The organism is Frankia torreyi (genome assembly GCF_000948395.1).
GTDB lineage: Bacteria > Actinomycetota > Actinomycetes > Frankiales > Frankiaceae > Frankia > Frankia torreyi.
This window is the reverse complement of record NZ_JYFN01000002.1, coordinates 112387-134192: the sequence shown is the minus strand read 5'-3', so window position 1 is coordinate 134192 and position 21806 is coordinate 112387. Positions and strand designations below refer to the sequence as shown.

27 protein-coding genes, 1 pseudogene and 1 riboswitch are annotated in these 21806 nt (G+C 74.1%); of the genes and pseudogenes, 17 read left to right on the top strand and 11 right to left on the bottom strand.

What is annotated here, in order from left to right:
- Positions 1-74 precede the first annotated feature (74 nt).
- Entirely contained in the window at positions 75-686 is a 612-nt protein-coding gene (locus tag FF36_RS01805) for a dTMP kinase (RefSeq protein WP_044883153.1), read from the top strand.
- Between the two features lie 185 nt (positions 687-871).
- On the opposite strand, the gene FF36_RS01800 is transcribed toward FF36_RS01805, so the two are convergent.
- Complete coding sequence (locus FF36_RS01800) at positions 872-1555, bottom strand: formylglycine-generating enzyme family protein (RefSeq protein WP_044883152.1); 684 nt, start codon at positions 1553-1555, stop codon at positions 872-874.
- A gap of 205 nt (positions 1556-1760) precedes the next feature.
- Between FF36_RS01800 and FF36_RS35830 the strand changes: the two are divergent.
- Positions 1761-1898: pseudogene (locus tag FF36_RS35830) on the top strand (Tn3 family transposase); the annotation flags it as partial.
- A gap of 92 nt (positions 1899-1990) precedes the next feature.
- Here the strand turns inward: FF36_RS35830 and FF36_RS32225 are convergent.
- Positions 1991-2521, bottom strand: a complete 531-nt coding sequence (locus FF36_RS32225) for a GNAT family N-acetyltransferase (protein ID WP_082121595.1) — start codon at positions 2519-2521, stop codon at positions 1991-1993.
- 108 nt (positions 2522-2629) lie between these two features.
- A complete protein-coding gene (locus FF36_RS01790; protein ID WP_044883150.1) occupies positions 2630-3436 on the bottom strand; it encodes a methylenetetrahydrofolate reductase in 807 nt (268 codons plus the stop codon).
- 98 nt (positions 3437-3534) lie between these two features.
- Here FF36_RS01790 and FF36_RS01785 point away from each other — a divergent pair, with 98 nt between their 5' ends.
- The gene (locus FF36_RS01785) at positions 3535-4053 is read left to right on the top strand and encodes a GNAT family N-acetyltransferase (protein ID WP_052680895.1); all 519 of its coding nucleotides are present in this window, start codon (positions 3535-3537) and stop codon (positions 4051-4053) included.
- 14 nt (positions 4054-4067) lie between these two features.
- On the opposite strand, the gene FF36_RS01780 is transcribed toward FF36_RS01785, so the two are convergent.
- Complete coding sequence (locus FF36_RS01780) at positions 4068-4919, bottom strand: pentapeptide repeat-containing protein (RefSeq protein ID WP_082121594.1); 852 nt, start codon at positions 4917-4919, stop codon at positions 4068-4070.
- Between the two features lie 64 nt (positions 4920-4983).
- Positions 4984-5097: riboswitch (cobalamin riboswitch) on the top strand.
- A gap of 250 nt (positions 5098-5347) precedes the next feature.
- On the opposite strand from FF36_RS01780, the gene FF36_RS01775 reads away from it, so the two are divergent.
- From FF36_RS01775 to FF36_RS01750, 6 genes are all read left to right on the top strand, one after another.
- Positions 5348-7930 (top strand): VWA domain-containing protein, encoded by a 2583-nt coding sequence (locus FF36_RS01775; protein WP_044883148.1) that lies wholly within the window; start codon positions 5348-5350, stop codon positions 7928-7930.
- 1 nt (position 7931) lies between these two features.
- Positions 7932-8540, top strand: a complete 609-nt coding sequence (gene cobO, locus FF36_RS01770) for a cob(I)yrinic acid a,c-diamide adenosyltransferase (RefSeq protein WP_044883147.1) — start codon at positions 7932-7934, stop codon at positions 8538-8540.
- Positions 8541-8544: 4 nt separating this feature from the next.
- The gene (locus FF36_RS01765; RefSeq protein WP_082121593.1) at positions 8545-10191 is read left to right on the top strand and encodes a cobyrinic acid a,c-diamide synthase CobB; all 1647 of its coding nucleotides are present in this window, start codon (positions 8545-8547) and stop codon (positions 10189-10191) included.
- Between the two features lie 7 nt (positions 10192-10198).
- Positions 10199-10708 carry a cobalamin biosynthesis protein gene (locus tag FF36_RS01760; protein ID WP_082121592.1) on the top strand — a complete coding sequence of 170 codons (510 nt, stop codon included), beginning with the start codon at positions 10199-10201 and terminating at the stop codon, positions 10706-10708.
- 26 nt (positions 10709-10734) lie between these two features.
- Positions 10735-11214, top strand: a complete 480-nt coding sequence (locus tag FF36_RS01755) for a hypothetical protein (protein WP_128423241.1) — start codon at positions 10735-10737, stop codon at positions 11212-11214.
- A gap of 103 nt (positions 11215-11317) precedes the next feature.
- On the top strand, positions 11318-12190 hold the full coding sequence (locus FF36_RS01750; RefSeq protein ID WP_044883145.1) for an NAD-dependent epimerase/dehydratase family protein: 873 nt from the start codon (positions 11318-11320) through the stop codon (positions 12188-12190).
- Between the two features lie 138 nt (positions 12191-12328).
- On the opposite strand, the gene FF36_RS01745 is transcribed toward FF36_RS01750, so the two are convergent.
- Together FF36_RS01745 and FF36_RS01740 are read right to left on the bottom strand one after the other, a co-directional pair.
- Positions 12329-12631 (bottom strand): YciI family protein, encoded by a 303-nt coding sequence (locus tag FF36_RS01745; protein WP_044883144.1) that lies wholly within the window; start codon positions 12629-12631, stop codon positions 12329-12331.
- A 121-nt stretch (positions 12632-12752) separates the two neighbouring features.
- On the bottom strand, positions 12753-13109 hold the full coding sequence (locus FF36_RS01740) for an ArsR/SmtB family transcription factor (protein ID WP_044883143.1): 357 nt from the start codon (positions 13107-13109) through the stop codon (positions 12753-12755).
- Positions 13110-13220: 111 nt separating this feature from the next.
- Between FF36_RS01740 and FF36_RS01735 the strand changes: the two genes are divergently transcribed.
- Positions 13221-13787, top strand: coding sequence for a DUF6817 domain-containing protein (locus FF36_RS01735; RefSeq protein WP_199865298.1), 567 nt, complete (start codon positions 13221-13223; stop codon positions 13785-13787).
- Positions 13788-13826: 39 nt separating this feature from the next.
- On the opposite strand, the gene FF36_RS01730 is transcribed toward FF36_RS01735, so the two are convergent.
- Positions 13827-14240 carry a putative glycolipid-binding domain-containing protein gene (locus tag FF36_RS01730; protein ID WP_255354292.1) on the bottom strand — a complete coding sequence of 138 codons (414 nt, stop codon included), beginning with the start codon at positions 14238-14240 and terminating at the stop codon, positions 13827-13829.
- A 132-nt stretch (positions 14241-14372) separates the two neighbouring features.
- Between FF36_RS01730 and FF36_RS01725 the strand changes: the two genes are divergently transcribed.
- The 4 genes from FF36_RS01725 (at position 14373) to FF36_RS01715 (ending at position 16329) form a co-directional block, all read left to right on the top strand.
- Entirely contained in the window at positions 14373-14579 is a 207-nt protein-coding gene (locus FF36_RS01725; protein ID WP_044883142.1) for a hypothetical protein, read from the top strand.
- A gap of 277 nt (positions 14580-14856) precedes the next feature.
- Positions 14857-15171, top strand: coding sequence for a hypothetical protein (locus FF36_RS35825; RefSeq protein WP_044883141.1), 315 nt, complete (start codon positions 14857-14859; stop codon positions 15169-15171).
- Entirely contained in the window at positions 15053-15370 is a 318-nt protein-coding gene (locus tag FF36_RS39855; RefSeq protein ID WP_082121590.1) for a 3-oxoacyl-[acyl-carrier-protein] synthase III C-terminal domain-containing protein, read from the top strand. The genes FF36_RS35825 and FF36_RS39855 overlap by 119 nt, the downstream gene beginning before the upstream one ends.
- Entirely contained in the window at positions 15337-16329 is a 993-nt protein-coding gene (locus FF36_RS01715) for an EamA family transporter (protein ID WP_044883140.1), read from the top strand. Before FF36_RS39855 ends, FF36_RS01715 begins: the two co-directional genes overlap by 34 nt.
- Here the strand turns inward: FF36_RS01715 and FF36_RS01710 are convergent.
- The 3 genes from FF36_RS01710 to FF36_RS01700 form a co-directional block, all read right to left on the bottom strand.
- Positions 16274-16912, bottom strand: a complete 639-nt coding sequence (locus tag FF36_RS01710) for an NAD(P)-dependent oxidoreductase (protein ID WP_044883139.1) — start codon at positions 16910-16912, stop codon at positions 16274-16276. The two genes, FF36_RS01715 and FF36_RS01710, sit on opposite strands and share 56 nt — an antisense overlap.
- Positions 16913-16985: 73 nt before the next feature.
- Entirely contained in the window at positions 16986-17705 is a 720-nt protein-coding gene (locus FF36_RS01705) for a hypothetical protein (RefSeq protein WP_044883138.1), read from the bottom strand.
- Positions 17702-18499: an SDR family NAD(P)-dependent oxidoreductase gene (locus tag FF36_RS01700; RefSeq protein WP_242422231.1), complete on the bottom strand. Its 798-nt coding sequence runs from the start codon at positions 18497-18499 to the stop codon at positions 17702-17704. Before FF36_RS01700 ends, FF36_RS01705 begins: the two co-directional genes overlap by 4 nt.
- Before the next feature lie 63 nt (positions 18500-18562).
- Here FF36_RS01700 and FF36_RS01695 point away from each other — a divergent pair, with 63 nt between their 5' ends.
- Entirely contained in the window at positions 18563-19069 is a 507-nt protein-coding gene (locus tag FF36_RS01695) for a MarR family winged helix-turn-helix transcriptional regulator (RefSeq protein WP_044883136.1), read from the top strand.
- Positions 19070-19274: 205 nt separating this feature from the next.
- Here FF36_RS01695 and FF36_RS01690 read toward each other — a convergent pair whose 3' ends face one another.
- On the bottom strand, positions 19275-19538 hold the full coding sequence (locus FF36_RS01690) for a helix-turn-helix domain-containing protein (RefSeq protein ID WP_044883135.1): 264 nt from the start codon (positions 19536-19538) through the stop codon (positions 19275-19277).
- An 88-nt stretch (positions 19539-19626) separates the two neighbouring features.
- On the opposite strand from FF36_RS01690, the gene map reads away from it, so the two are divergent.
- Both map and FF36_RS01680 read left to right on the top strand, forming a co-directional pair.
- Positions 19627-20397 carry a type I methionyl aminopeptidase gene (map, locus tag FF36_RS01685; protein WP_044883289.1) on the top strand — a complete coding sequence of 257 codons (771 nt, stop codon included), beginning with the start codon at positions 19627-19629 and terminating at the stop codon, positions 20395-20397.
- Between the two features lie 213 nt (positions 20398-20610).
- Complete coding sequence (locus FF36_RS01680) at positions 20611-21774, top strand: epoxide hydrolase family protein (RefSeq protein ID WP_044883288.1); 1164 nt, start codon at positions 20611-20613, stop codon at positions 21772-21774.
- The last annotated feature ends 32 nt before the right edge of the window (positions 21775-21806 follow it).

The window sequence follows — 21806 nt, the reverse complement described above, 5'->3', positions numbered from 1 at the left end:
GCTCCGTTCGAACCCGACGTCTGGTCCCGCTTCCGGCGGCCACGGTCGCCCACGACAGCCGATACGATCATCGGATGCGGCGGCGACGACGTCCCCCGGTCATCGCGTTACTCGGCGTCGACGGGGTGGGCAAGACCACCCAGGCGCGGCTGCTCGCCCGCACCCTGACCGCCGCCGGGCAGCCGGCCAGCTATTTCGAAAACGGCGGCGGCCGGCCGCTGCTCGATCCGCTCGCCCGCAGGCTGGGCCGCCGTGACGGCCCGAACCTGCTCGGCCCGCGCGTCCACGTCGCCGTCGAGGCGACGTTCCGCGGCCTGGCGATCACCCGCGCGCTGGCGCTGTCCCGGCTCACCGGCCGCATCGCGGTCATGGACCGCTACACCTACTGCCAGTACGCGGTCATGCGGCTACGCGGCGACGGCGACGGCCGGCGGGTGCGCGCCGCCTACCGCCGATTCCCGACCCCCGACCTGGTGGTGCTGTTCACCGTCCCGGCGGCGCTCGCCCAGGAGCGAGTCGAACACCGCGGCCGCGACCACGAGGACCTCGACCGGCTGACCGCCTTCGCCCAGGCCTACCGCGACCTGCCCGAGGCCGCCGCGTTCCACGAACTGCCCGCCTCCGGCACCACCGACGAGGTACACGCCGCCCTGTACCCGCTCGTCACCGCCGCGCTGAACCGCTGACCGCGCAGGGCGCCGCACGGGCGTCGGGATCCGCATCCGCCCGCCTGGAAATGATGCTGTTCCGCGGAACACCAAGATCGTCTACGCGTCGCGGGTCACGGCCGGCGCCAACCGAAAGTGACCATGGCCGTGAGGTTCGCACCCTGCCGTGGCCCGGCGCATCCGATTTTCCGCCGGCGATCCGATCATCCGGTGACGGAACGCGCGACGCGCAGGCCCACGTCGTCGAGGCGCACCGTCGGATGGCTGCGGCGGCGCACCGAGGCCCGGCAGCTCCACTCCTCGTCGAACCACCCGCCGCCGCGCAGCACCCGGTAGGTGCCGTAGACCTCGGCGTCGTAGACGTCCCAGCACCATTCCCACACATTGCCCAGCATGTCGTGCAGGCCCCACGCGTTGGCCACCCGGCCGCCCACGTCCTGGGGCCGCCCGCCCGCGTTGGCGCGATACCAGGCGATGTCGTCGAGCCGGCCGTAGCGGGGCCCCGTTGTGCCGGCACGGCAGGCGTGTTCCCACTCCGCCTCGGTCGGCAGCCGGTATCCGTCGGCCCCGGCATCCCACGCGATCACGTCGCCGTCGCCGTCGCCGTCAGGCAACCGGTACGCCGGTGTCAACCTCTCGTGCCGGGACAGGGCGTTGCAGAATCGGACAGCGTCCCACCAGCTGATGCCCTCGACGGGCAGCCCGTCGCCGTGGATACTGCTCGGCCGCTGGCCGGTGATCCGCGTGTACTGCTCCTGGGTGACGGGGAAGGCCGCCAGCCAGTAGGGGGCGAGCTCCACTGACCAGCGGCACTGGGTGCGCCGGTCCGACAGGGTCACCTGCCCGGGCGGGACGGCTCGCATCGCGGGGGACGCGTCTGGCTGCATCGGATGATGATCTCACCGCCGGCAGCCGGTGGTGAGGTGCCCGCGAGCTGTTCCATCGGGGGCGCCGCCGGCGGTGGGGTGCGGTTCCGCGGAACCGTGATGGGTCGGGGCCGAGGCCGGCGCGCCGCTCAGGGTCATGACCGGCAGCGATCATCGCCGTCGTTGCCGCGGCCGCCGCGGGGCATCCGGGCCGGATCGTTCCGTTATCTCCGACACCTACATCGCGCTGTTCAGCCGGTTCATCCCCTGCGGGGTGTGGGAGACGGTCCACATCATCGACGGCCTGCTGCACAACGAGTCCGAGGTGACACCGGATGTGGTGCATGCGGATACCCAGGGCCAGATCACCGGCGTGGTCAACCAGCTCGTTACCGAAGGCCAGGTGGTCGACCCCGACGACCTGGCCACCATCTCCCTTACATTCTGATCCGGATACTATGATTCCGGCGTTTCCGCCGACCACTCGGTCGGGCGAACGAAGTGCAGAATCTCTTCTCCTTTTTCTAGCCGCAGTCTGCGTCCGCTGGGAACGAAGCCGACCCGACGATAGAGCCGCTGCGCCCGGTCATTGCCGGCTCCGGTCCACAGCTGAAGCCATGCAAAGCCGCGGAGACAGGCCTGGTCCGCGAGGTGTCCGATCAGCAGCTCACCCACCCGTCGCCCCCAGTGGTCGGGGTGGACGAAGACCATCGAAACGTGGCACAACCCGTCCAGCTTCGGTCCCTGGCCGTCCTGAGCGCGGCCTGGTTCCGCCAAAACCATGCCGAGAACTGTCGTGCCTGCCACGGCGATGAGGAGGAGACCATCGGGGGCGGCAAGCTTGGCCCGCACTCTGGCGACCCGCTGAGGGCCGGGAGGTTGTCCGCGGGCAGTATTGGCTTCCTGCCAGACACCCAGGGCGGCAGGAAGATCGTCGCCGCGCGCGAGACGGATCTCCACCGGCGCTGGGTCCAGTACAGGTTCCATGGTCCGATGATCGCCCGCTACCGCTCCCTGACCGCTTTCAGCGGGGGGGGGATTACGGCCGCGCTCTCCGGCAGGGGTACCAAGATCTGCGAGAAACGGCCCGGGGGGTTAGAGAAGGTCCTCAAGTCGGGTGGCGACCTGGCGGTAGCGGCTGACCGGAACGAGGTGCACACCGGCGAAGGCGCCGCTGTCGCGCAGCCGTAGTACCTGGTCGCAGGCCGCTTCGACCCCGGCCACCTGGTCCCGTTCGACCGCGTGGACGAGGTCGTCGGGGATGTCGATGTCGGGGATGGTCGCGGCGAGGCGGCGGGCCATCCCGGCGCTCGCGAGGACCATCACGCCGGCGTAGACCGGCAGTGCGACCGGATGGGCGTCGCGCCAGCGCAGCAAGGCGTCGACCGAGTAGCTGACCTGCACGAACAGGAAGTCGGCCGCTCGTTTCCATGCGGGCAGTGGACGTAGGCCGGCCGCGGCGCCGACCCGGAACGCCGGCGAGTCCGCGAAGGCCGGATCCTCGCTGGCCGCGCGGGCCTCGTCCATCATCGCGCGCACGGTCAGGTCGCTGGTCCGGTTCCCGGCGGTGGGTTTGTCGCCGTGGACGAACAGGAACTCCTCGACGCCGTAGGCCGCGGCGGTGAGCAGGTCGCGGCGGAAGCCGAGCAGGTTACGGTCGCGGGAGTTCACGCAGGCGATGCTGCGTCCCCCCATGGTCTGCACCTCGTGGGCGACGGCGATGCTCGACACCGTCGCGCGTCCGATGTGGTTGTCGGGGATCAGGAACGCATCGGTGACGGGGCTCAGGACGCCGATCTGGTGGCGGGCGTGGGTCAGGTCCGGCCGGGTCGGCGGCTCGATCTCGCAGATCAGCTCGAAGCCGCGCGCCGGACGTTCGTGACCCGCCATGGATTCCTGCATCCGGACAGGATAGGACGCCACGATCCACCCGCCGGCGTTGGCGCGCTACCAGGCGATGTCGTCGAGCCCGGCAGCGGCGGGGGCCACCCGGCGACACAATGACGGATGTGATCAGCTCTTCGGACGGTCCGGTGAACCCGCCCTGGCAGCGGTTGGAGGCCGAGGGGTGGAGGCTGTCGGACGATCCCGCACGCCTGGACCGTCACCAGGTGTGGAGATGGTTGTCGCTGGAGTCCGCCTGGTCGCGTGGCCGCAGCCAGGCGGCGGTGAACACCTCGCTCGACCAGTCCCTCACCGTGGGCGTCTACGACCCGGCCGGTCGGCAGCGGGGAGTCGCCCGGTGCGTGACCGACCGGGTGGCCGTCGCCTTCATCGACGACGTCCACGTCGATGCGGACCATCGCGGTAAAGGGGTCGGGCGCTGGCTGGTCTGCGGGCTGCTGCGGCATCCACAGGTGCGCGACATCCCGCAGTTCACGCTGGTGACCGACGAGGCGCACGCCCACTACGCCGCAAGCGGCTTCACGTCCCTGGCGAAGATCGAGCGGTGGATGCAGTGGCGACGCGACACCGGTTCTGCGTACACGCCCGATCCCTGGCCCCGATCCGCCGGCTGAGCCGTCGGGCGCCTTCACGGGGATGGCGCCCAGTGGGCGGGGCGGGCGAGTGCCGCGGGCAGGACGGTGGCCTCGTCGCCGCGGGCGGCGTCGAGCTGGGCCTGCACGACGAACAGCGCCCCGCGCAGGTCCGCGCCACTCACCTCGGCGCCGCGGAGGTCCGCTCCGCGCAGGTCGGCGCCTCTCAGGTCGGCGCCGCGCAGGTTCGCTTCGATCAGCAGCCGACCGGTCAGCTCCGCGCCCCGCAGGTCAGCGCCGGCCAGCCGGGCTCCGACCAGGTCGACGCCCAGGGCGCGTAGCCGTCCCTGCCCGCCGGCGGCGGGGGTGAGCCCGGCACGCAGCAGGGCGCTGGCGCGGGTGAGCAGGCCGTGGACGGCGCGGCGATGGGCGGGCACGTCCACGGCGAGCAGAGTGTCGGCGTCGGCGCCGGTCAGGGTGACGGTCGCCGCCGCGGTGGCATCCACCTCGGCGAGCAGGCCGGCGCGGAGAGCGGGGGCCTGCTCGCCGGCGGTGAGCAGGCCGTGGGCCTCGGCGAGGTGGTGCAGGGACTCGTGCAGGGTGCGCATGACCGCGAAGGTGTCGAACATCCGGGTGGCGTCGCCGGGGTGGGTGCGCCAGTCGCGGCCGGCGAAGGTGACCTGGCTGACCTGCTGGCCGGCGCCGAAGCAGTCGAACACCGCGCAGCCGCGGAACCCGCGGGGGCGCAGCTCGTCGTGCACGGAGCAGCCGTGGCGGGCGTTCAGGTGCCGGCATGGCGTCCCCGGGGGCTTGCTGATCGGGAAGTCCGCCGAGGCGGTGAAGCCCGGGGCGACGCAGCACAGCGCGAAGCAGTGTGAGCAGTCCGCGCGCAGCGGCGGGTCGGTCACCGCGGGGGCCTCCTCGACGTCGGCGGATATGTCATGCTGGCGAACGCGACAGCTTCGGGAGGAAGCCGGTGTGAATCCGGCGCGGTCCCGCCACTGTCACCGGGAAGTGCGTCTTCCCGGGTGGATCCACCGGCGCGACGCGGCGCAGGAGGGCACATCCGGTGATCGTCGCGCCCGGGCTGGGAGCGGACTTCCCGGCACCGGGTGGGACGACGGGTCACGGCCGCGGCAGGCGGCTGGAAGGCCGAAGGCGCGCGTCGACCCGGGAGCCAGGATACTCCGGCCGTCGCAGGGTGATCACCAAGGGCGAGGACCCTCCGGGAGGACATCAGCATGCCTGCAACACCGTCCCATCGGACGCCCCATCGGCGCGATCGGCCGCATCGGCACGATCGGCACGATCGGCACGTGGTCGCGGCGGCGCGGCGGTGGTGAACTTCCCGCTGTCCGCCGTCGTCGGCGCCGACGACCTGCGCCTGGCGCTGCTACTCAACGCGGTCAGTCCGACGCTCGGCGGCGTGCTGGTGCGCGGCGAGAAGGGCACCGCCAAGTCCACCGCCGTGCGGGGGCTGGCGGCGCTGCTGCCCGGCGTCGACGTGGTCGTCGGCTGCCGGTTCGCCTGCGCGCCGAGCGCGCCGAACCCGGACTGCCCCGACGGCCCGCATCCCGACGGCGCGGCGCAGGCCACCCGGGCGGCGCGGCTCGTCGAGCTGCCCGTCGGCGCCTCCGAGGACCGGGTCACCGGGTCGGTCGACCTCGACCGGGCGCTCGCCGAGGGGATCAGCGTGCTGCGCCCGGGGCTGCTGGCCGCCGCCCACCGCGGGGTGCTCTACGTCGACGAGGTCAACCTGCTCGGTGATCATCTCGTCGATCTGCTCCTCGACGCCGCCGCGCTCGGCGTCGCCCACGTCGAACGCGACGGGGTCTCCGTGCGCCATCCGGCGTCGTTCCTGCTGGTCGGGACCATGAACCCGGAGGAGGGGGAGCTGCGCCCGCAGCTGCTCGACCGGTTCGGGCTGACCGTGCAGGTCGCCGCCAGCCGCGACCCGCAGCTACGCGCGCAGGTCGTGCGCCGCCGGCTGGCCTTCGAAGCCGACCCGGACGGGTTCGCTGCCGCCTGGGCGCCGGCCGAAGCGGCCCTCGCCGCCCACGTCACCGCCGCCCGCGCCCGCCTGGCCACCGTCACGCTGACCGACGCGGCACTACGTGCGGTGAGCACCGTGTGCGCCGGGGTCGACGTCGACGGAATGCGCGCGGACGTCGTCCTGGCGAAGACGGCGATGGCGCTGGCCGCCTGGTCCGGGCACGGCACGGTCCGCGCCGCGGACATCCGCGCCGGCGCGCGCCTGGCCCTGCCGCACCGGCGCCGCCGCGGCCCGTTCGACGCCCCCGACCTCGACGACGCCGCCCTCGACGCCGCCCTCGACGCCGCCCTCGCCGGCCTCGACGCCACCGCCGACGCCGAACTCGCCGACACCGCCCTCGCCGACACCGCACTCGCCGACGCGGCGGCCGACCCCGACCGTGCGGCGCACGGCGACGCCGACGGCACGGACGGCGAGGGCGCACGCTCGCGGCGGGACACCGCCGGCGACACCCACGGCGGCCGCGGCGTCGACAGCAGCGGCCCGGACGGCCGCGGCCCGAGCCCGGACGACGACCCCGATGGCAACGACCCCGACGGCGGCCCGGACGGCCCCGGCGGCGGCGCGTCACACGGCGACGACCACATCGGCCCCGGCGGCCCCTTCGGCGCTGGCAGCGGGCTGCACGGGCGGTCGCCGGCGGACGGCGGCGACCCGGCGGCCGACCCGGGCGCGCAGCCGGGCGCCGACGATCCGCGGCTGCCCGCGACGGCCGGCAGGACCCACCGCGGCCCCGCCGGCCCCGGACCTGGCAGCGCGGCGCGCGGGCACCGGGCGGGCGGGGGACATCTCACCCTCCCACCGGCACCGTTCCCCCCGTTCACCGCGAGCACCCCGGGATCGGGTCACGCCGGCGGCCCACCCGACCCGGCCGCCGCCGGGGTCGGAGTCGCCGGGGCGCCCGGGGCGGCGTTTCGACCCCGGCTGCTCGCCGTCGCCGGCCTGGGCACCGCCGCCGGTGCCGCCGGGCGCCGCTCCCTGGCCCGCGGCAGCCGCGGGGCGGTGGTCACCACCGCCGCCGACGCCCCCGGGCTGCACCTGCCCGCCACCCTGCTGGCCGCCGCCCCCCACCAGCACGCCCGCGGCCGGCACGGGCCCGCCCCGATCCTGCTGCCCGCCGACCGGCGCGGCGCGGTGCGGGTGGGCCGCGAGGGCAACCTGGTGCTGTTCGTCGTCGACGCCAGCGGGTCGATGGCCGCCCAGGCCCGGATGACCCTGGTCACCACCGCCGTGCTCGCCCTGCTCACCGACGCCTACCAGCGCCGCGACCGCATCGGCATGATCACCTTTCGGGGGTCGAGCGCCGAGGTGGTGCTCGCCCCCACCGCCAGCGTCGAGGTCGGCGCCGCCCGGCTGCGCGCGCTGCCGACCGGCGGGCGCACCCCGCTGGCCGCCGGGCTCACCCGCGCCGGGCAGGTCCTGCGCGCCGAACGGCGCCGCGACCCGGCCCGGCGCGCCCTGCTCGTCGTCGTCACCGACGGGCGCGCCACCGCCGGCGCCGACCCGCTGCCAGTGGCCCGCGCCCTGGTCCGCGCCGCCGGTGGCGCGGGCGGACCGGCCACCAGTCGGCCCCGCGGCGGGCGCGGCCCGGGGGGCACCGCGGGCCGCGGCGGGCTGGCCAGCGTCGTCGTCGACTGCGAGAGCGGCTTCCTGCGCCTGGGGCTGGCCGGCCGGCTCGCCCACGCCCTCGACGGGATCACGATCCCCCTCGACGCCCTGCCGCTGCTGACCCCACCGCCGACGACCCCACCGCCGACGACCCCACCGCCGACGACCCGGCCGACGCCGCCGACGGCACCGACGCCGCCGACGGCACCGGCACCGCCGGCACCGCGCCCACGCCCGCGCGCCAGAAAGGCGGCCTGAGATGGCGCCGCAGGGGCAGCCGGCCAGCGTCCCCGACGACGGACTGACCACCCGCGAACGCCGCGACCGGCCGCTGCTGATCGTGCACACCGGCGACGGCAAGGGGAAGTCGACCGCCGCGTTCGGCCTGGCGTTGCGCGCCTGGTCGCAGGGCTGGCCGGTCGGGGTGTTCCAGTTCGTCAAGTCCGCCAAGTGGCGCATCGGCGAGGAACGCGCCCTGCGGGTGCTCGCCGACTCCGGCGCGGGCGGCACCGTCGACTGGCACAAGATGGGCTCCGGGTGGAGCTGGGTACGTGACCGCGTCGATCCCGACGGCGATCCCGCGGCCGCGGCCGCGGAAGGCTGGGCGCAGATCCGCCGCGACCTGGCCGCGCAGACCTACCGGCTCTACGTGCTCGACGAGCTGACCTACCCGCTGCGCTGGGGCTGGCTCGACGTCGCCGAGGTCGTCGAGACCCTGCGCACCCGCCCGGGCCGCCAGCACGTCGTCGTCACCGGCCGGCGCGCCCCGCAGGAGCTGCTCGACGCCGCCGACCTCGTCACCGAGATGACGAAGATCCGTCATCCGATGGACGCCGGGCAGAAGGGGCAGCGGGGGATCGAATGGTAAGCGCGTGGTGAGCGCGCCGCTCGCGCTGCCCCGCCTCGTGCTGGCCGCCCCGACCAGCGGCGCCGGCAAGACGACGGTGACCACCGGGCTGATGGCCGCGCTGCGCGCCCGCGGGCTGCGCGTCTCCCCGCACAAGGTCGGCCCCGACTACATCGACCCCGGCTACCACGCGCTGGCCACCGGCCGCCCCGGACGCAACCTGGACGCGGTGCTGTGCGGCCCGGCGCGCCTGGCCCCGCTGTTCGCCCACGGCGCGCGCGGTGCCGACGTCGCCGTCGTCGAGGGCGTGATGGGCCTGTTCGACGGGGTCGCCCGCCCGCAGCCCGGCGAGGCCGCCGACCACGCCTCCACCGCGCATGTCGCCCGGCTGCTCGACGCTCCGGTCATCCTCGTCGTCGACGTCTCCGGCGCGGCCCGGTCCATCGCCGCGCTCGTCGCCGGGTTCCGGTCGTTCGACCGGCGCATCCACCTGGCCGGGGTGATCCTCAACCGGGTCGGCTCGCCGCGCCACCGCGAGCTGCTCACCGAGGCGCTGGGCGGCATCGGGGTGGCGGTGTTCGGCGCGGTCCCCCGCGAGCAGTCCGTGCACACCCCGTCGCGTCACCTGGGCCTGGTGCCCGCCGCCGAACGCCGCCCGGCCGCGCTCGACGCCGTCGACCGCCTCGGCGCGCTCGTCGCCGCCTCCTGCGACCTCGACGGTCTGCTGCGCGTCGCCCGCGCCGCCCCGCCGCTGCGCACCGAGGCCTGGGACCCGGCTGCGGCGCTGGCCACCGTGGGAGGCACGGCGGCGGGCCGGCCGCCGCGGATCGCCGTCGCCGGTGGGGCGGCGTTCACCTTCGGCTACGCCGAGCACGTCGAGCTGCTCACCGCCGCCGGCGCGGACGTCGTCGCCGTCGACCCGCTGCGCGACGACACGCTGCCCGCCGGCACCGACGCGCTGATCATCGGCGGGGGCTTCCCCGAGGAACACGTCGGCGCGCTCACCGCCAACACCCGGCTACGCGGCGAGATCGCCGCGTTCGCCGCCCGCGGCGCGCCCGTCGCCGCCGAGTGCGCCGGCCTGCTGTACCTGGCCCGCAGCCTCGACGGCGCGCCGATGTGCGCCGTCCTCGACGTCGCCGCGGTGATGGGCCCGCGGCTCACCCTCGGCTACCGCCGGGCGGTCGCCGCCACGCCCAGCCCGCTGGCGCCGGCCGGCAGCGTCCTGGCCGCCCACGAGTTCCACCGCACTGTCCTGCTTGCCCCGCCTGCCGGCGGCCCCCCGGCCGCCTGGTGGCTGCCCGTCGTCGACCCGGCGCCCACCGCCCCTGCCGGCGCGACGCTACCACCCGCGCCGCCCCCCGGGTCGCCGCGCCTGGGTGGCGCGCCCCCGGTGACGGGACCGGCCGAGGCGCCGTCGCGCTGGCTGGCCGAGGGCTTCGTCCACCGCCGGGTGCACGCCTCCTACCTGCACCTGCACTGGGCCGGCCGACCCCAGATCGCCACCGGCCTGATTGCCGCCGCGCGCGCATACCGCCGCGACAATGCCGCCGACACCCGCCACCCCGACCCGCCCTCCCACCCCGGCATCCCCGACACCCACGGCAGTCACGGCATTCCCGGCATTCCCGGCATTCCCGGCAGCGACGGCCGCCGGCCCGGCGCGGCCTGACCCTCCGATGGCAACCGCCCGGACCGCAGCCGACCTGGTCGTCGGCGTCGGCGCGCGCCCCGGGGTCGACGCGGCGGAGATCCTCGCGCTCATCGACGCGGCGCTGCGCGAACTCGGCGTGCCGGCGGGCGCCGTGCGCCTGCTGGCCACCGTCGCCGCCCGCCGCGACGAGGCGGGCATCGTCGCCGCCGCCGACCACCATCGCTGGCCCGTCGCGGGATACCCCCCGCACCGCCTGGCCACGGTCGACGTCCCCCACCCCAGCGCCGCCGCGCGCGCCGCACTCGGCACACCGAGCGTCGCCGAGGCGGCCTGCCTGCTTCCCCTCGACCCGGATCTCGACCCGGCCGCGCCACGACCGGTCCTGCTGCTCCCCAAACGCACCGGCCGGCGCGCCACGATCGCCGTCGCCCGCCACAGCCCGCACCGCGCGCACACATCCGGGTGGCCAGGTCAGGCGCCACGGAGGACAACCTCGTCGAGGTCAGGAGTCAGCGGCTCGGTTCCACGCCCGTGATCATGGATCTGGTGCACAGTTACCGGATGGTTCGTCTTGCGTTCGCCTCGGGTGCGGTGCTCGTCTCCTGTGTGGTGACGGCGTCCTGTTCGTCGGCGTCGGGTGCGGCGGCGCCCCGGCCGGTGCCGCCCTGCTCCCTGCTGCACGCTCCGGAGGTTCGGGCCGCGATCGAGGCGTCCTGGAGTCCGGGTCGCCAGGGGGCCTCCGAGGGAGACACCGATGCGATCGGCTGCACCTTCCAGTCCTCGAAAGGGTTCGTCACCGTGTGGAGCTCGGCGAAGGACGCCGAGGCGGGCTACCAGTCGTCGCGCGCGGCGCCGGCCCAACGGCCGCAGCAGGACCTGTCGGGTGCCGGCTACGTGGGCTACAGCTACACCAGCCCCGGCAACGTCCAGGAAGTCCACCTCCTGAAGGGCGCGGCCTACATCTCGGTCGTCGTCGGAGCAGGAGCCGCCCCCGGCACCGCCCGCCACCTCGGTGATCTCATCGTGGCCAGACTCCCGTGAAGCAGCCGGTCTCCTCGCCGTGCAGGCGCGGCGCTCCGCCGCGGACTTCTCCGCCGAAATATGACTCGCGCAACAGGGGGGCGGGCTGGTTGGCTGTCGGGCCGTGCGTGTTCTGGTAACCGGAGACCGGGGGCTGGTGGGCCGGGCCGTGACAGCGGCGCTGACGTTGGCCGGACACCAGACGATGGGATTCGATCTGGTGAACGGGCACGACGTACGCGACGGCGCCGATCTCGAGCGGATGTCCGCGGGCTGCGGGGCCATCGTGCACCTGGCCGCCCTCGACGAGCCGGTCGACGATCCGGGCCTGGCGGAGTTCGGACCGGCCACGACCGGCACGGACACGCGGGTGTTCGAGACCAACGTGGTCGGGACGAGCAACGTGCTGCGGGCAGCCGAACGGCACGGTCTGCCCCGGGTGGTCGTCATGAGCAGCGTGGACGTGCTGGGCTGTTTCGCCGGCCGCGGCCGGCCGTCCTACCTTCCCCTCGATGACCGCCATCCCACCCGCCCGGCGGGTGCGTACGGGATATCGAAATGGCTGGCCGAGCAGATGTGCGAGGCGGCCACCGCCGCGACCGGCGTCTACACAGTCTGCCTGCGCCCACCCGGGGTGTTCACCGAACAGACCTACGCCGGGATACGGCGGGCCCGACGTGACGATCCCGCCTTCGAATGGTCGCCGATCTGGGAGTACGGCGCCTTCCTCGACGTGCGGGACCTCGCGTCGGCGGTCGAACGGGCGCTGACCGCTCCGCTTGCCGGGCACCATCGGCTGCTGCTGTGCGCGGCCGACATCTCCTCCGCCCACGACGACGCCCGTACCCTGGTCACGCGGCTGCTCCCCGACGTCGCCTGGCGCGGGGGAGCGGAGTATCTCCAGGATCCGTTCCGGGCACTGATCGACACCTCGGGTGCGCGCACGCTGCTGGGCTGGGCACCGCGGCACCGCTGGCGACCTTCCCGCGCGAAGTAGACCGTAGAGCGGCGCAGGCGCACGCGGCGCCAGCGGCGCAGGGGCCAGCGGCGGCGACCCGCGGTCGAACCGCTCCGCGCGCCGCCGTCCATGATCTGCTGCGCCGTCGTCGCGGACTGACCGCGAGCCGCCGGGCCGTCAGTCCGGGGATGCGGGGAGGAACCGGGCGAGGTCGGGATGGGACCGCCCGACGGGGGCGAACACGATGATGTCCGTGGCGGTCACGCCCGCCTGCTGGAAGGGGTCCTCGGCGAGGATGCGTTCCAGCGTCGCGCGGTCGACGCCGTCGGCGAGGATGACCCCGCCGGTGCGCGGCGTGCGCGGGCCGGAGAGCAGGAACACGCCCTGGTCGTAGTAGCGGGCCAGGTAGTCGCGATGCTCGGCCAGCAGCCGGTCGACCTCCTCGATCGGGCGAAGGTAACGGAGCACGATGACGAACATCGGCAGGAAGGCACCCTTCTGCGGGGAACGCGCCGTGCGCCCGCGGTGGCGAGCCCGGCTGCGGGGTCGGTAGCCGGATCAGTAGACGTCCTCGGACATCTTCCGACGTTCTCAGGGGTCCTCAGGGGTCCTCGTGCAGGACGAGGTCGAGCAGCCCGGGGAAACGATCGTCGAACTCGGCCCGGCGCAGCCGGTTGAACCGGCGGGGGCCGGTGTCGCGCTGCTCGAGCAGTCCGGTCGCGCGCAGCACCGCGAAGTGGTGGCTGCGGGTGGCCGCGCTGACGGGCACCTCGAAGCTGCCGCAGGGCAGCGTCCAGTCCGGGTGGTCGGCCAGCATGCGCAGGATGGCGCGGCGCACCGGGTCCCCGAGGGCGTCGAGGGCCTCCTGCAGGCTGACCTGCGCCGGGTCGCGATGCGTGAGGCTCTGCGTGCGCGCCGGCGTCCGGACCGGCCCGTCGGCGGCCGTCGACTGCGTCATGACCATCTCCCTGCGGCGCGGACCGGCAGCCGGCAACCCGTCACCGGGCGACCGTCACGCCGTTGCCGGTCCCGCCGTCATGGTAAGTCCGCGCCTGGGACGATGGTGCCCGTGATCGGCGACTGTCTCGGCGACGACGACCCGACGGCCATCGGAGCCGAAGATCTTCTGCTGTCCTGGGGAGCGGCCAGGATCGACCATCCCGGCGGCACCCTGTTCGACCATCTGCTGCGCGTGCGTGACCTGCTCGCGCGGTGGCGGGCCGACAGCGTGCTGCAGGTGGCGGGTCTATGCCACGCCGTCTACGGCACCGACGGGTTCGCCCCGCATCTGGTGGACCTCTCCCGGCGCTGCGAGGTGGCCACGATGGTGGGCGCGGACGTCGAGACGTTGGTCTACCGGTATGCCAGCTGCGATCGAGCCTGGGTCTACCCTCGCCTCTCCGCCGCCTCACAGGTGGAATTCCGCGACCGGTTCACCGGCCGGGTGCAACCGGTCCGCGGCAGGGAGCTACGGGAGTTCATGGAGCTCACCGCCGCCAACGAACTCGACCTTGCCCGGCACAATCCGACGTTCGCCGCGGAGGTCGGTCCCCGTCTGCACGCCCTGTTCGCCCGCACGCGTCCGCTCCTCAGTGCCGTGGCGTGGCAGGACTGCGCCGCGACTCTGCGGCCCTGAGCGATCGGATCGATGCCCACGGCGCCGTCCCGAGAGCGTTCAGAGCGCGCGGGTGGCTATCCCTGGATAGTTGACGACCAGCGCCGAGTCGTCGTAGGTGAGCTGGCAGGCGAAGGCGAACGTGGGATCGGTGTAGTCGTAGCGCTGACATGATCCGTCGTCGGCGGCGCGGGTGTAGGTCTGCTCCAGCCGGTGGACGGTCAGATCGACGGCGCGGACGTAGGCGGCCGGGGCGTCGGCCCGCTGCCCGACGGCCAGGTCCAGCCGGCGGACCGGCAGCGCGTTCGTCACCGCCGACGATTCCAGATCGACGTCGCGGAAGCCCTCCAGATCCGCCGCGACCGCACCGTTGACCAGCCATCGCCCGCCGCGGTCGGCTTCGAGCGTGACCGACCGGGATCCAGTGGCCGACCGCCCGCGCACAGTCGCCTCACGGGATGTGGGCCCCGGCACGAATCCGTCTCGCCGACCGGTGCCGGCGCACACTGAGCGGGCGGGCCCACTGCCGTTGCTCCCCACCCGCCGTCACCAGCGCAGACCCCGACCGGCATCCCGCCGCCGGGGCCCGTCCCACCAGGGAGACACATGGCCACCCCGCAGGAACGCCGTACCGCCGACGAGCAGGCCCGGTATGCCGACCATCGCCGCGCCCGGGCGACGATCCTCGACGCCGCCGAGCACCTGGACCCCGCCGACCTCAGCCTGCGCGCCCGCCAACTGCGCGACACCGCCCAGGCGATCCTGCGCCGCCCCGGTGTTCGAGCCCCCGCCGAGGCGGTCGCTGCCGACTGACTCCACTTCCGCACGGCCCACCTGCCCCCGCCGGCACGTGCGAGCCCGCAGCGCAGTGCGGGGACCGGCAGCGGCCGGTTGTCGTCAGCGACGCGGCGCCGAGCCGGAGCCGAACAGCGCCCTCAGCACGTCTGGCGACGAAGCTGCTGGCCCGCGCCGAACGGGTCAGCGACAGCAAGCGGCTCAAGGCGCTGCCCCGCTTCCGTAAGGCCGCCGGACGGGTCGCGGCTGCGGTCACCGTGCTCCTCGACGTGCCACTGGCAGGGGACGGGCAGGGATGACCCTGGCGGAGATGTGGACCGCGATCGAGCAGGCCGTGCCGCGGGAGAAGCTGCAGGCGGCGCTGGCGACGGTCGCGGAGTATCTACCCGACGAGGCCGAGGACGACGACGCGGACTGGCGTACCGAGCTGGTCACCCGCTACGCCGCGGTGACCGGATTCCTGGAGCTGCTGGCCGAAACAATCGCCGGGGGTGCGACGCCGGCCGGCGCGCCGATCGTGGCGGCGCTGCGGGACCTGCCGCGGGTCAAGGCACGGCGTGCACCGGAGGCGGCGCACATCCGGGAGCACACGGGGACAGGCTCCCGATGAACGGTCGCGAGGTGCGGCAGTTCGTCTGGCAGGTGGTCCCGGCGGCCGTCCTGGCGATACTCGTTGCCACCGACACCACCGTGTCACTCTTGACGATGCCGTCCGCGCCGGCCGCCTCGATGACGGTTCCACCGTCCTGCTGCTCGGTTTCGGAGGAGGCATGACATGGGGAAGTGTTCTCCTGCGCTGGCACGCCTGAGCTGGCGGCCGGCCCGCGGCGCGTCGCCGCCGCGGGCCGGCCGTTCCCAGAGCCAGGTCGGGTTTCTCGCTGTCACCGCGGCGACCGTTCTGTGGGCGTTCGACGCCACCGCTGGCAAATCGTTCCGCGCCGGAGTCGCGCCTCTCGAGCTGGTGGAGGCACGTACGTACGTCACCGCCGTGGGACTTGGCCTGTTCAGCTACCTCTGGCACGCCCGCGCCGGCGATCGGACCTCCATCAGCGAGAACCCCCCGCGGTTTCGGCACACCCTCGTGTTCGGACTGGCCGCCGGAACCGGCCGGATCAGTCTGACCGGTCTCGCCTACGGCCTGCTGACCGCTGTCGCCGTCGCGTCGTTCTCTGTCCTCGGCGAAAGCTCCAGCCGCGCCTACGGCGCGGCTTCCTCCATGGCCCGAGCCTTCGCCGTCTCCGCACTCGCCTGGGTGATCATCCAGGCCCCGCAGGGCTGGCCACGCATCCTCACCGACACCCGCCATCTCCCCGACGTCCTGCTCGTCGGCATTCTCGGCACCCTCGCACCTTTCGTTCTGTTTTCGTGGGGTGTCGCCCGGGCGGGTTCGCAGGCGGCCTCCGCCGCCACCGCTCTCGAACCCGTCTTCGGTGTCGTCCTCGCAGGGCTCTGGCTCGGTCAATCCCTCAACCTGCGTCAGCTCATCAGCGCGGCCGTTCTCATCGCGGCCGTCCTCTACCTGCGAACCCAGATGCCCCCTCCGGACATCCCACCCGCCGTACAGCAACCCCCAGCCCGAACGGCTCGCCCATCCACCCGCCTGGGCGGCGATGAGGACCCCGATAGTGCACAGCGCACACCCAAGGCAACGACCGTCGCATATCCGAAGCAGCCGGTCCGACGACCAGACAGCCAACCGACGCAGGGACGGTTCACGACGAGATGTGCACGGTCTTCTGCCAGCTCTCGCGGTCGGCGAGATGGGTGAGCATGTAGTGGGCGAGATCTGCCCGGGAGACGGCCTTCGGTTTCACCAGGTGCTGGTCGACCGCCGTGCGGTAGCGCCCGGTGAACGGCCCGTCGGTGAGCATCGGTGCGCGGATCACCGTCCAGTCGAGGCCGCTGGCGGCGAGGAGGCGTTCCATGATGGTCATGTCGGCGTAGCCGTGCCGGTAGAGACGCCGGATGACCACGGTGGTGACGAGCCGCTGGGGCAGCGCGGTGCCCGGCGCGACGTCGAGACCCGCCGAGGACAGGCACACCAGCCGTCGCACCCCGGCGTCGCGCATGGCGTCGATGATGGCAGCCGCGCCCTGGGAGTAGACGGTGGTGGGATGCCTGCGCTCGGTGCTGCCCAGGCAGGACAGCACGGCGTCCTGCCCGCCGACGGCGGCCTTCCACCCCGGGGGCGCCAGGATGTCCGCGGCGATGACGGTCAGGCGGGCATGCTCGCCCGCGGGGACCCGGTCCGGGTGACGGGCGACGGCGGTGACGTCGTGACCGGCCTGCAGCGCCTGGGTCACCAGCCGGGCGCCGGTGCCACCGGTGGGGCCGAAGATGAGCAGCTTCACGATTGCTCCTGACGGACCCCGATGGGCCCAGGCGACGCGGGCCGCGGCACCCGCCGGGGGTTGCGGCCGGGGTTCAGATGTTCGTGCCGGCCCTGGTGGCCCTGTTGGCCCTGGTGGCCCGGGTGCGCGGCAGCAGGAAGCCGGTGGCGACGAGCCAGGCCAACGCGGTGAACCGGGCTAGGGGCAGCAGCACCGCCGCGTCGGAGACGAGCAGGGTGATCGTGGACAGTTCGGCGATGGTGGCGACGACCAGACCGGCCACCGCCAGCGGGCGCGGCAGCAGTCCGGCCAGCAGCCCCGGCACGGCGACGCCCGCGACCAGCAGGCCGAGGAAGACGACGTGCCCGGTGCCCCCGGTGACGAAGGCCAGGTCGTGCAGTGCCCGCACGACCGCCGGCTCGTCGAGGACGTCCGGACGTGCCAGCACCCAGCTGACCAGCCCGCACAGGGCGAGCATGGTGGCGGCCACCACGCCCCCGGCCAGGGCGATGGTGGGGCCGGGTACCCGCACGCCGAGAGTGCGCAGGCGGGCCGAGACAGTGGCCGCGTAGATCGCCAGCGGGACCGAGGCAGCGAACTGCAGGAACGCGCTGACGCGCACGGGATCGCGATGGTCGTGGAAGTACGCCAGGATCGTCGGCGACGAGCTGAACGGTGAGGGAAAGATGTCGCCGCCCGCCATGGCCGTGCTCACGGCGAGCCCGGCGACGAGCAGCGCCGTGAACACCACGGCGAGGATACCCAGGGGCGGTCCGCCGCCGCCCTGCCGGCCGGAACGCGCAGCGATCGTCACAGGATCACGCGCCCGCCGGTCAGGTCGAGGGTGACCCCGGTGACCCAGCAGGAGGCGTTCGAGGCCAGGTAGAGCGCGGCCTGGGCGATGTCGTCGGGCTGCCCGACGCGGCCCAGCGGGAACACCGCCGACAGCCGTTGGAGCTGCTCGGCGGACATCGACCGCCGCATGCGGTCGTTGAGGACCGCCGAGGGGGCCAGGCAGTTGAGGCGGACGCCGTGCCTGGCGACCTCGTTCGCCAGGTGCCGGGTGAACATCACCACGCCCGCCTTCGCCGCCGCGTACGCGGCGTTGGCGCCGCCCGGGTGGCGACCTGCCGTGGAGGACATGGTGATGATCGACCCACCGCCCCGGGATATCATGGCGGGCAGGAAGGCGGTCACGGTCAGATACACCGACGTCAGCTCCGAGGCGAGGACCGCCTGCCAGCGAGCGGGGTCGAGCTCGACGGTGGGCACGGGGGAGCCCTGGCCGCCGGCGAACACCGCGAGGACCTCCACCGGGCCCAGCGTCTGCTCGACGTGCGCGCGCAGGCGTCCCACCACGGCGGCGTCGGTGACGTCACCGGGCGCCGGCACCGCCGTGCCGCCATCGGCGGCGATCGCCGCGACGACGACGTCGATGGCAGCGTGGTCACGGCCGTTCACCGCGATCCTGGCGCCGCTTGCCGCCAGCGCCCGGCAGGTCGCGGCGCCGATCCCACGGGAGCCGCCGGTCACCAGCGCGACCTTGCCGGCCAGGTCCGGATAGTGCGGCCGGCGAGCACCGGCGTCGTTGATCATGTCCACAGTCACCTCAGTTCTCTATGGTGAACCATTCATAGCATAGAATCATTCTCTGTCGCTACCATCGCTTCCATGACCACACACCGGCCGACCGGCCGCGACGAGGCGGCGGCGCAGCGCCCACCGAGGGGGACGGCGTTCCTGCTCGCCCAGGTCGGCGCGCACGCCGCGGCACGGTTCGCCGAGCGGATCAGCGAACTCGGGCTGATCCCCGCCGAGGTCGGAATCCTGCGCATGATCGCCGCGCGGCCCGGACGCAGCCAGCGGTCCCTGGCCGAGGAGCTGGGCGTGGTACCGAGCCGTATCGTCGCCCTGGTCGACAGGCTGGAGGGAAAAGGACTGCTCGCCCGCGCGCGCAACCCGACCGACCGGCGCAACCACGCCCTGCAGCTGACCGCCGAGGGCGGTGCGGTCATGGCGAGGATGCGCGGGCTCGCCGCCGCCCACGAGGACCAGATCTGCGCCGCGCTCGACGACGCCCAGCGCGCGCACCTGTCCAGCCTGCTGGCGGCCATCGCCGCCCAGCAGGGGCTGACTCCCGGCGTCCACCCCGGATACCAGCAGCCCCCGCCGACCTGATCGCGCCGAAACGCTCGGGCGCCGCCGCGGCAGGGGCGCCGACAGGCCACCGTGCCCTGGCCGACCATGTCGCCGGCGTCCTCGGCGTCGCCGGCGTCCTCGGCGTCGCCGGCGTCCTCGGCGTCGCCGGCGTCCTCGGTACCCGCTCCCGCCGGCGGGCGGTCCGCTTAGTCCAGGGCGCTCGGCTTAGTCCAGGGCGCTCGGCTTAGTCCAGGGCGCTCAGCGCCGCCGGGTCGCAGGCGTCGGCCAACAGGTCCAGGGACAGGCCGAGGACCGCGGCGAGCGCGGCGACGGTGAAGAACGCCGGCGTCGCGATGCGGCCGGCCTCGATCTTGCGCAGCGTCTCCGCGGACACCCCCGCCGCGGCGGCGACCTCCACCATGCTGCGCTCACCGCGCGCGGCCCGCAGCAGCGCACCCAGCCGCTCGCCGCGTTCCCGTTCCGCCCTGGTCAACGGCGTGCGCACCATACCCGTGATAGTAATACCGGTATAGTAATTGGGGACTGGTGCGGCGGGTGTGACGCCGCGTCGGCGTGGGCAGGGAAGGGTGGTCGGGATGGTGGAGCTGAAGTCGGCCGCGGCGATCGAGGCGATGGCCGCGGCCGGGGCGGTCGTCGCCCGCGCGCTGCGCGCCACCCGCGACGCCGCCGCCGTCGGGGTCACCCCCCGCGAACTGGACGCGGTCGCGCACACGATCATCCGCGACGCCGGGGCCATCCCGGTGTTCCTGCACTACCATCCCGGTTTCGCCCCGACACCGTTCCCCGCGGTCATCTGCGCGTCGGTCAACGACGTCATCGTCCACGGCATCCCCGGCGACACCCCGCTGCGCGACGGCGACCTGGTCAGCATCGACTGCGGCGCCGAGCTCGACGGCTGGGTCGGCGACGCCGCGATCAGCTTCACCGTCGGTGCCCCGCACCCCGGCGACGCCGCCCTCATCGACACCACCGCCGCGGCGCTGGCCGCCGGCATCGCCGCCGCCGTCCCCGGGGGCCGCCTCGGCGACATCGCCGCCGCCATCGGTCGGGTCGGGCGCGCCGCCGGCTATGGCATCCCCCGCGGCTTCGGCGGGCACGGCATCGGCCGGCGCATGCACGAGGATCCCAGCGTGCCCAACGACGGCCGGCCCGGACGGGGCATGCCGCTGCGCGCCGGGCTCGTCCTCGCCCTGGAACCGATGTTCTGCGCCGGGGGCCGCGACAGCTACCGCACCGCCGCCGACGGCTGGGCCCTGCACACCGTCGACGGCAGCCGCGCCGCCCACGTCGAGCACACCGTCGCCATCACCGCCGACGGCCCGCGCATCCTCACCACCACCGGCTGACCAGCCCCGCACCGGCCTGACCCGACCGGACCACCCGAACCGACCAGGACCACCTGATGCAACCAGGACCGCCCGACGGGACCAGGACCGCCCGACGCGGGCGGTACCCGGTCCGTTGCGGGTCGCCGCCGCGGCGGTCGATAGTCGGAGCTGGCCGTGCGGCACCCGCCGCCGGCCGGTGATCATCCGACCCCGGACCCCTCGGAGCGAGCCATGACGTCGCCGTCAACCGCCCTGCAGCCCTTCACGATCGACGTTCCCGACGCCGTCCTCGACGATCTGCGCCACCGGCTGCGCCGGACGCGGTGGACCGAGCAGATCCCCGGCACGGGCTGGGACCTGGGCACCGACGTGGACTACCTGCGCGGGCTGTGCGCCTACTGGGCGGACGGGTTCGACTGGCGCGCCGCCGAGGCCCGCCTCAACCGCTGGCCGCACCTGCGCACCGTCATCGACGGCACCACCGTGCACGCCCTGCACGCCCGCTCCCCGCATCCGGACGCGGTGCCACTGCTGCTCACCCACGGCTGGCCCGGGTCGATCGTGGAGTTCGACGGGGTCATCGACCGCCTCGTCGACCCGCCGTCCTACGGCGGCGACGCCGCCGACGCCTTCCACGTCATCTGCCCGTCGCTGCCCGGCTACGGCTGGTCCGGGCCGACGGTCGAACGCGGCTGGCACGTGCGCCGCATCGCCGACGCCTGGGCGGAGCTGATGACCCGCCTGGGCTACGACCGTTTCGCCGCCCAGGGCGGCGACTGGGGCGGAGCCATCACCGCCCATCTCGGCGCCTACCATCCCGACCGGCTGCTCGGCATCCACCTCAACCTGGTCCCGCCGCCGCCGATGACCCGCGAGGAACGGGCCAACCTCACCCCGGAGGAGATCGCCGACCTCGACTTCGCCCGCCGTTTCGCCCAGTACGAGACCGGCTACCAGGCCATCCAGGGCACCAAGCCGCAGACGCTCGCCCACGCCCTGGCCGACTCCCCGGCGGGGCTCGCGGGCTGGATCGTGGAGAAGTTCCGCACCTGGTCGGACTGCGACGGCGACGTGGAGAAGGCGATCAGCCGTGACGACCTCCTCACCAACATCACCACCTACTGGGTGACGGAGACGATCGGCTCGTCGATCCGGCTGTACTACGAAACGCGTGCCGCGGGCCTGCTCGGCGCGCCCGAACGGCAGGTGAGCACCCCCACCGGCGCGGCGATCTTCCCGAAGGAGATCTACCGGCCGGCGCGCGCCGTCATCGCCCGCCACTACAACCTGCGGCGCTGGACCGTGCAGCCCCACGGCGGCCACTTCGCCGCCCTCGAACAGCCCGAGCTTTTCACCGCCGACGTCACCGCCTTCTTCCGCACCCTGCGCCCCTGACCTGTGCCCCCGGGTGGCCGGCGGACGAAAAG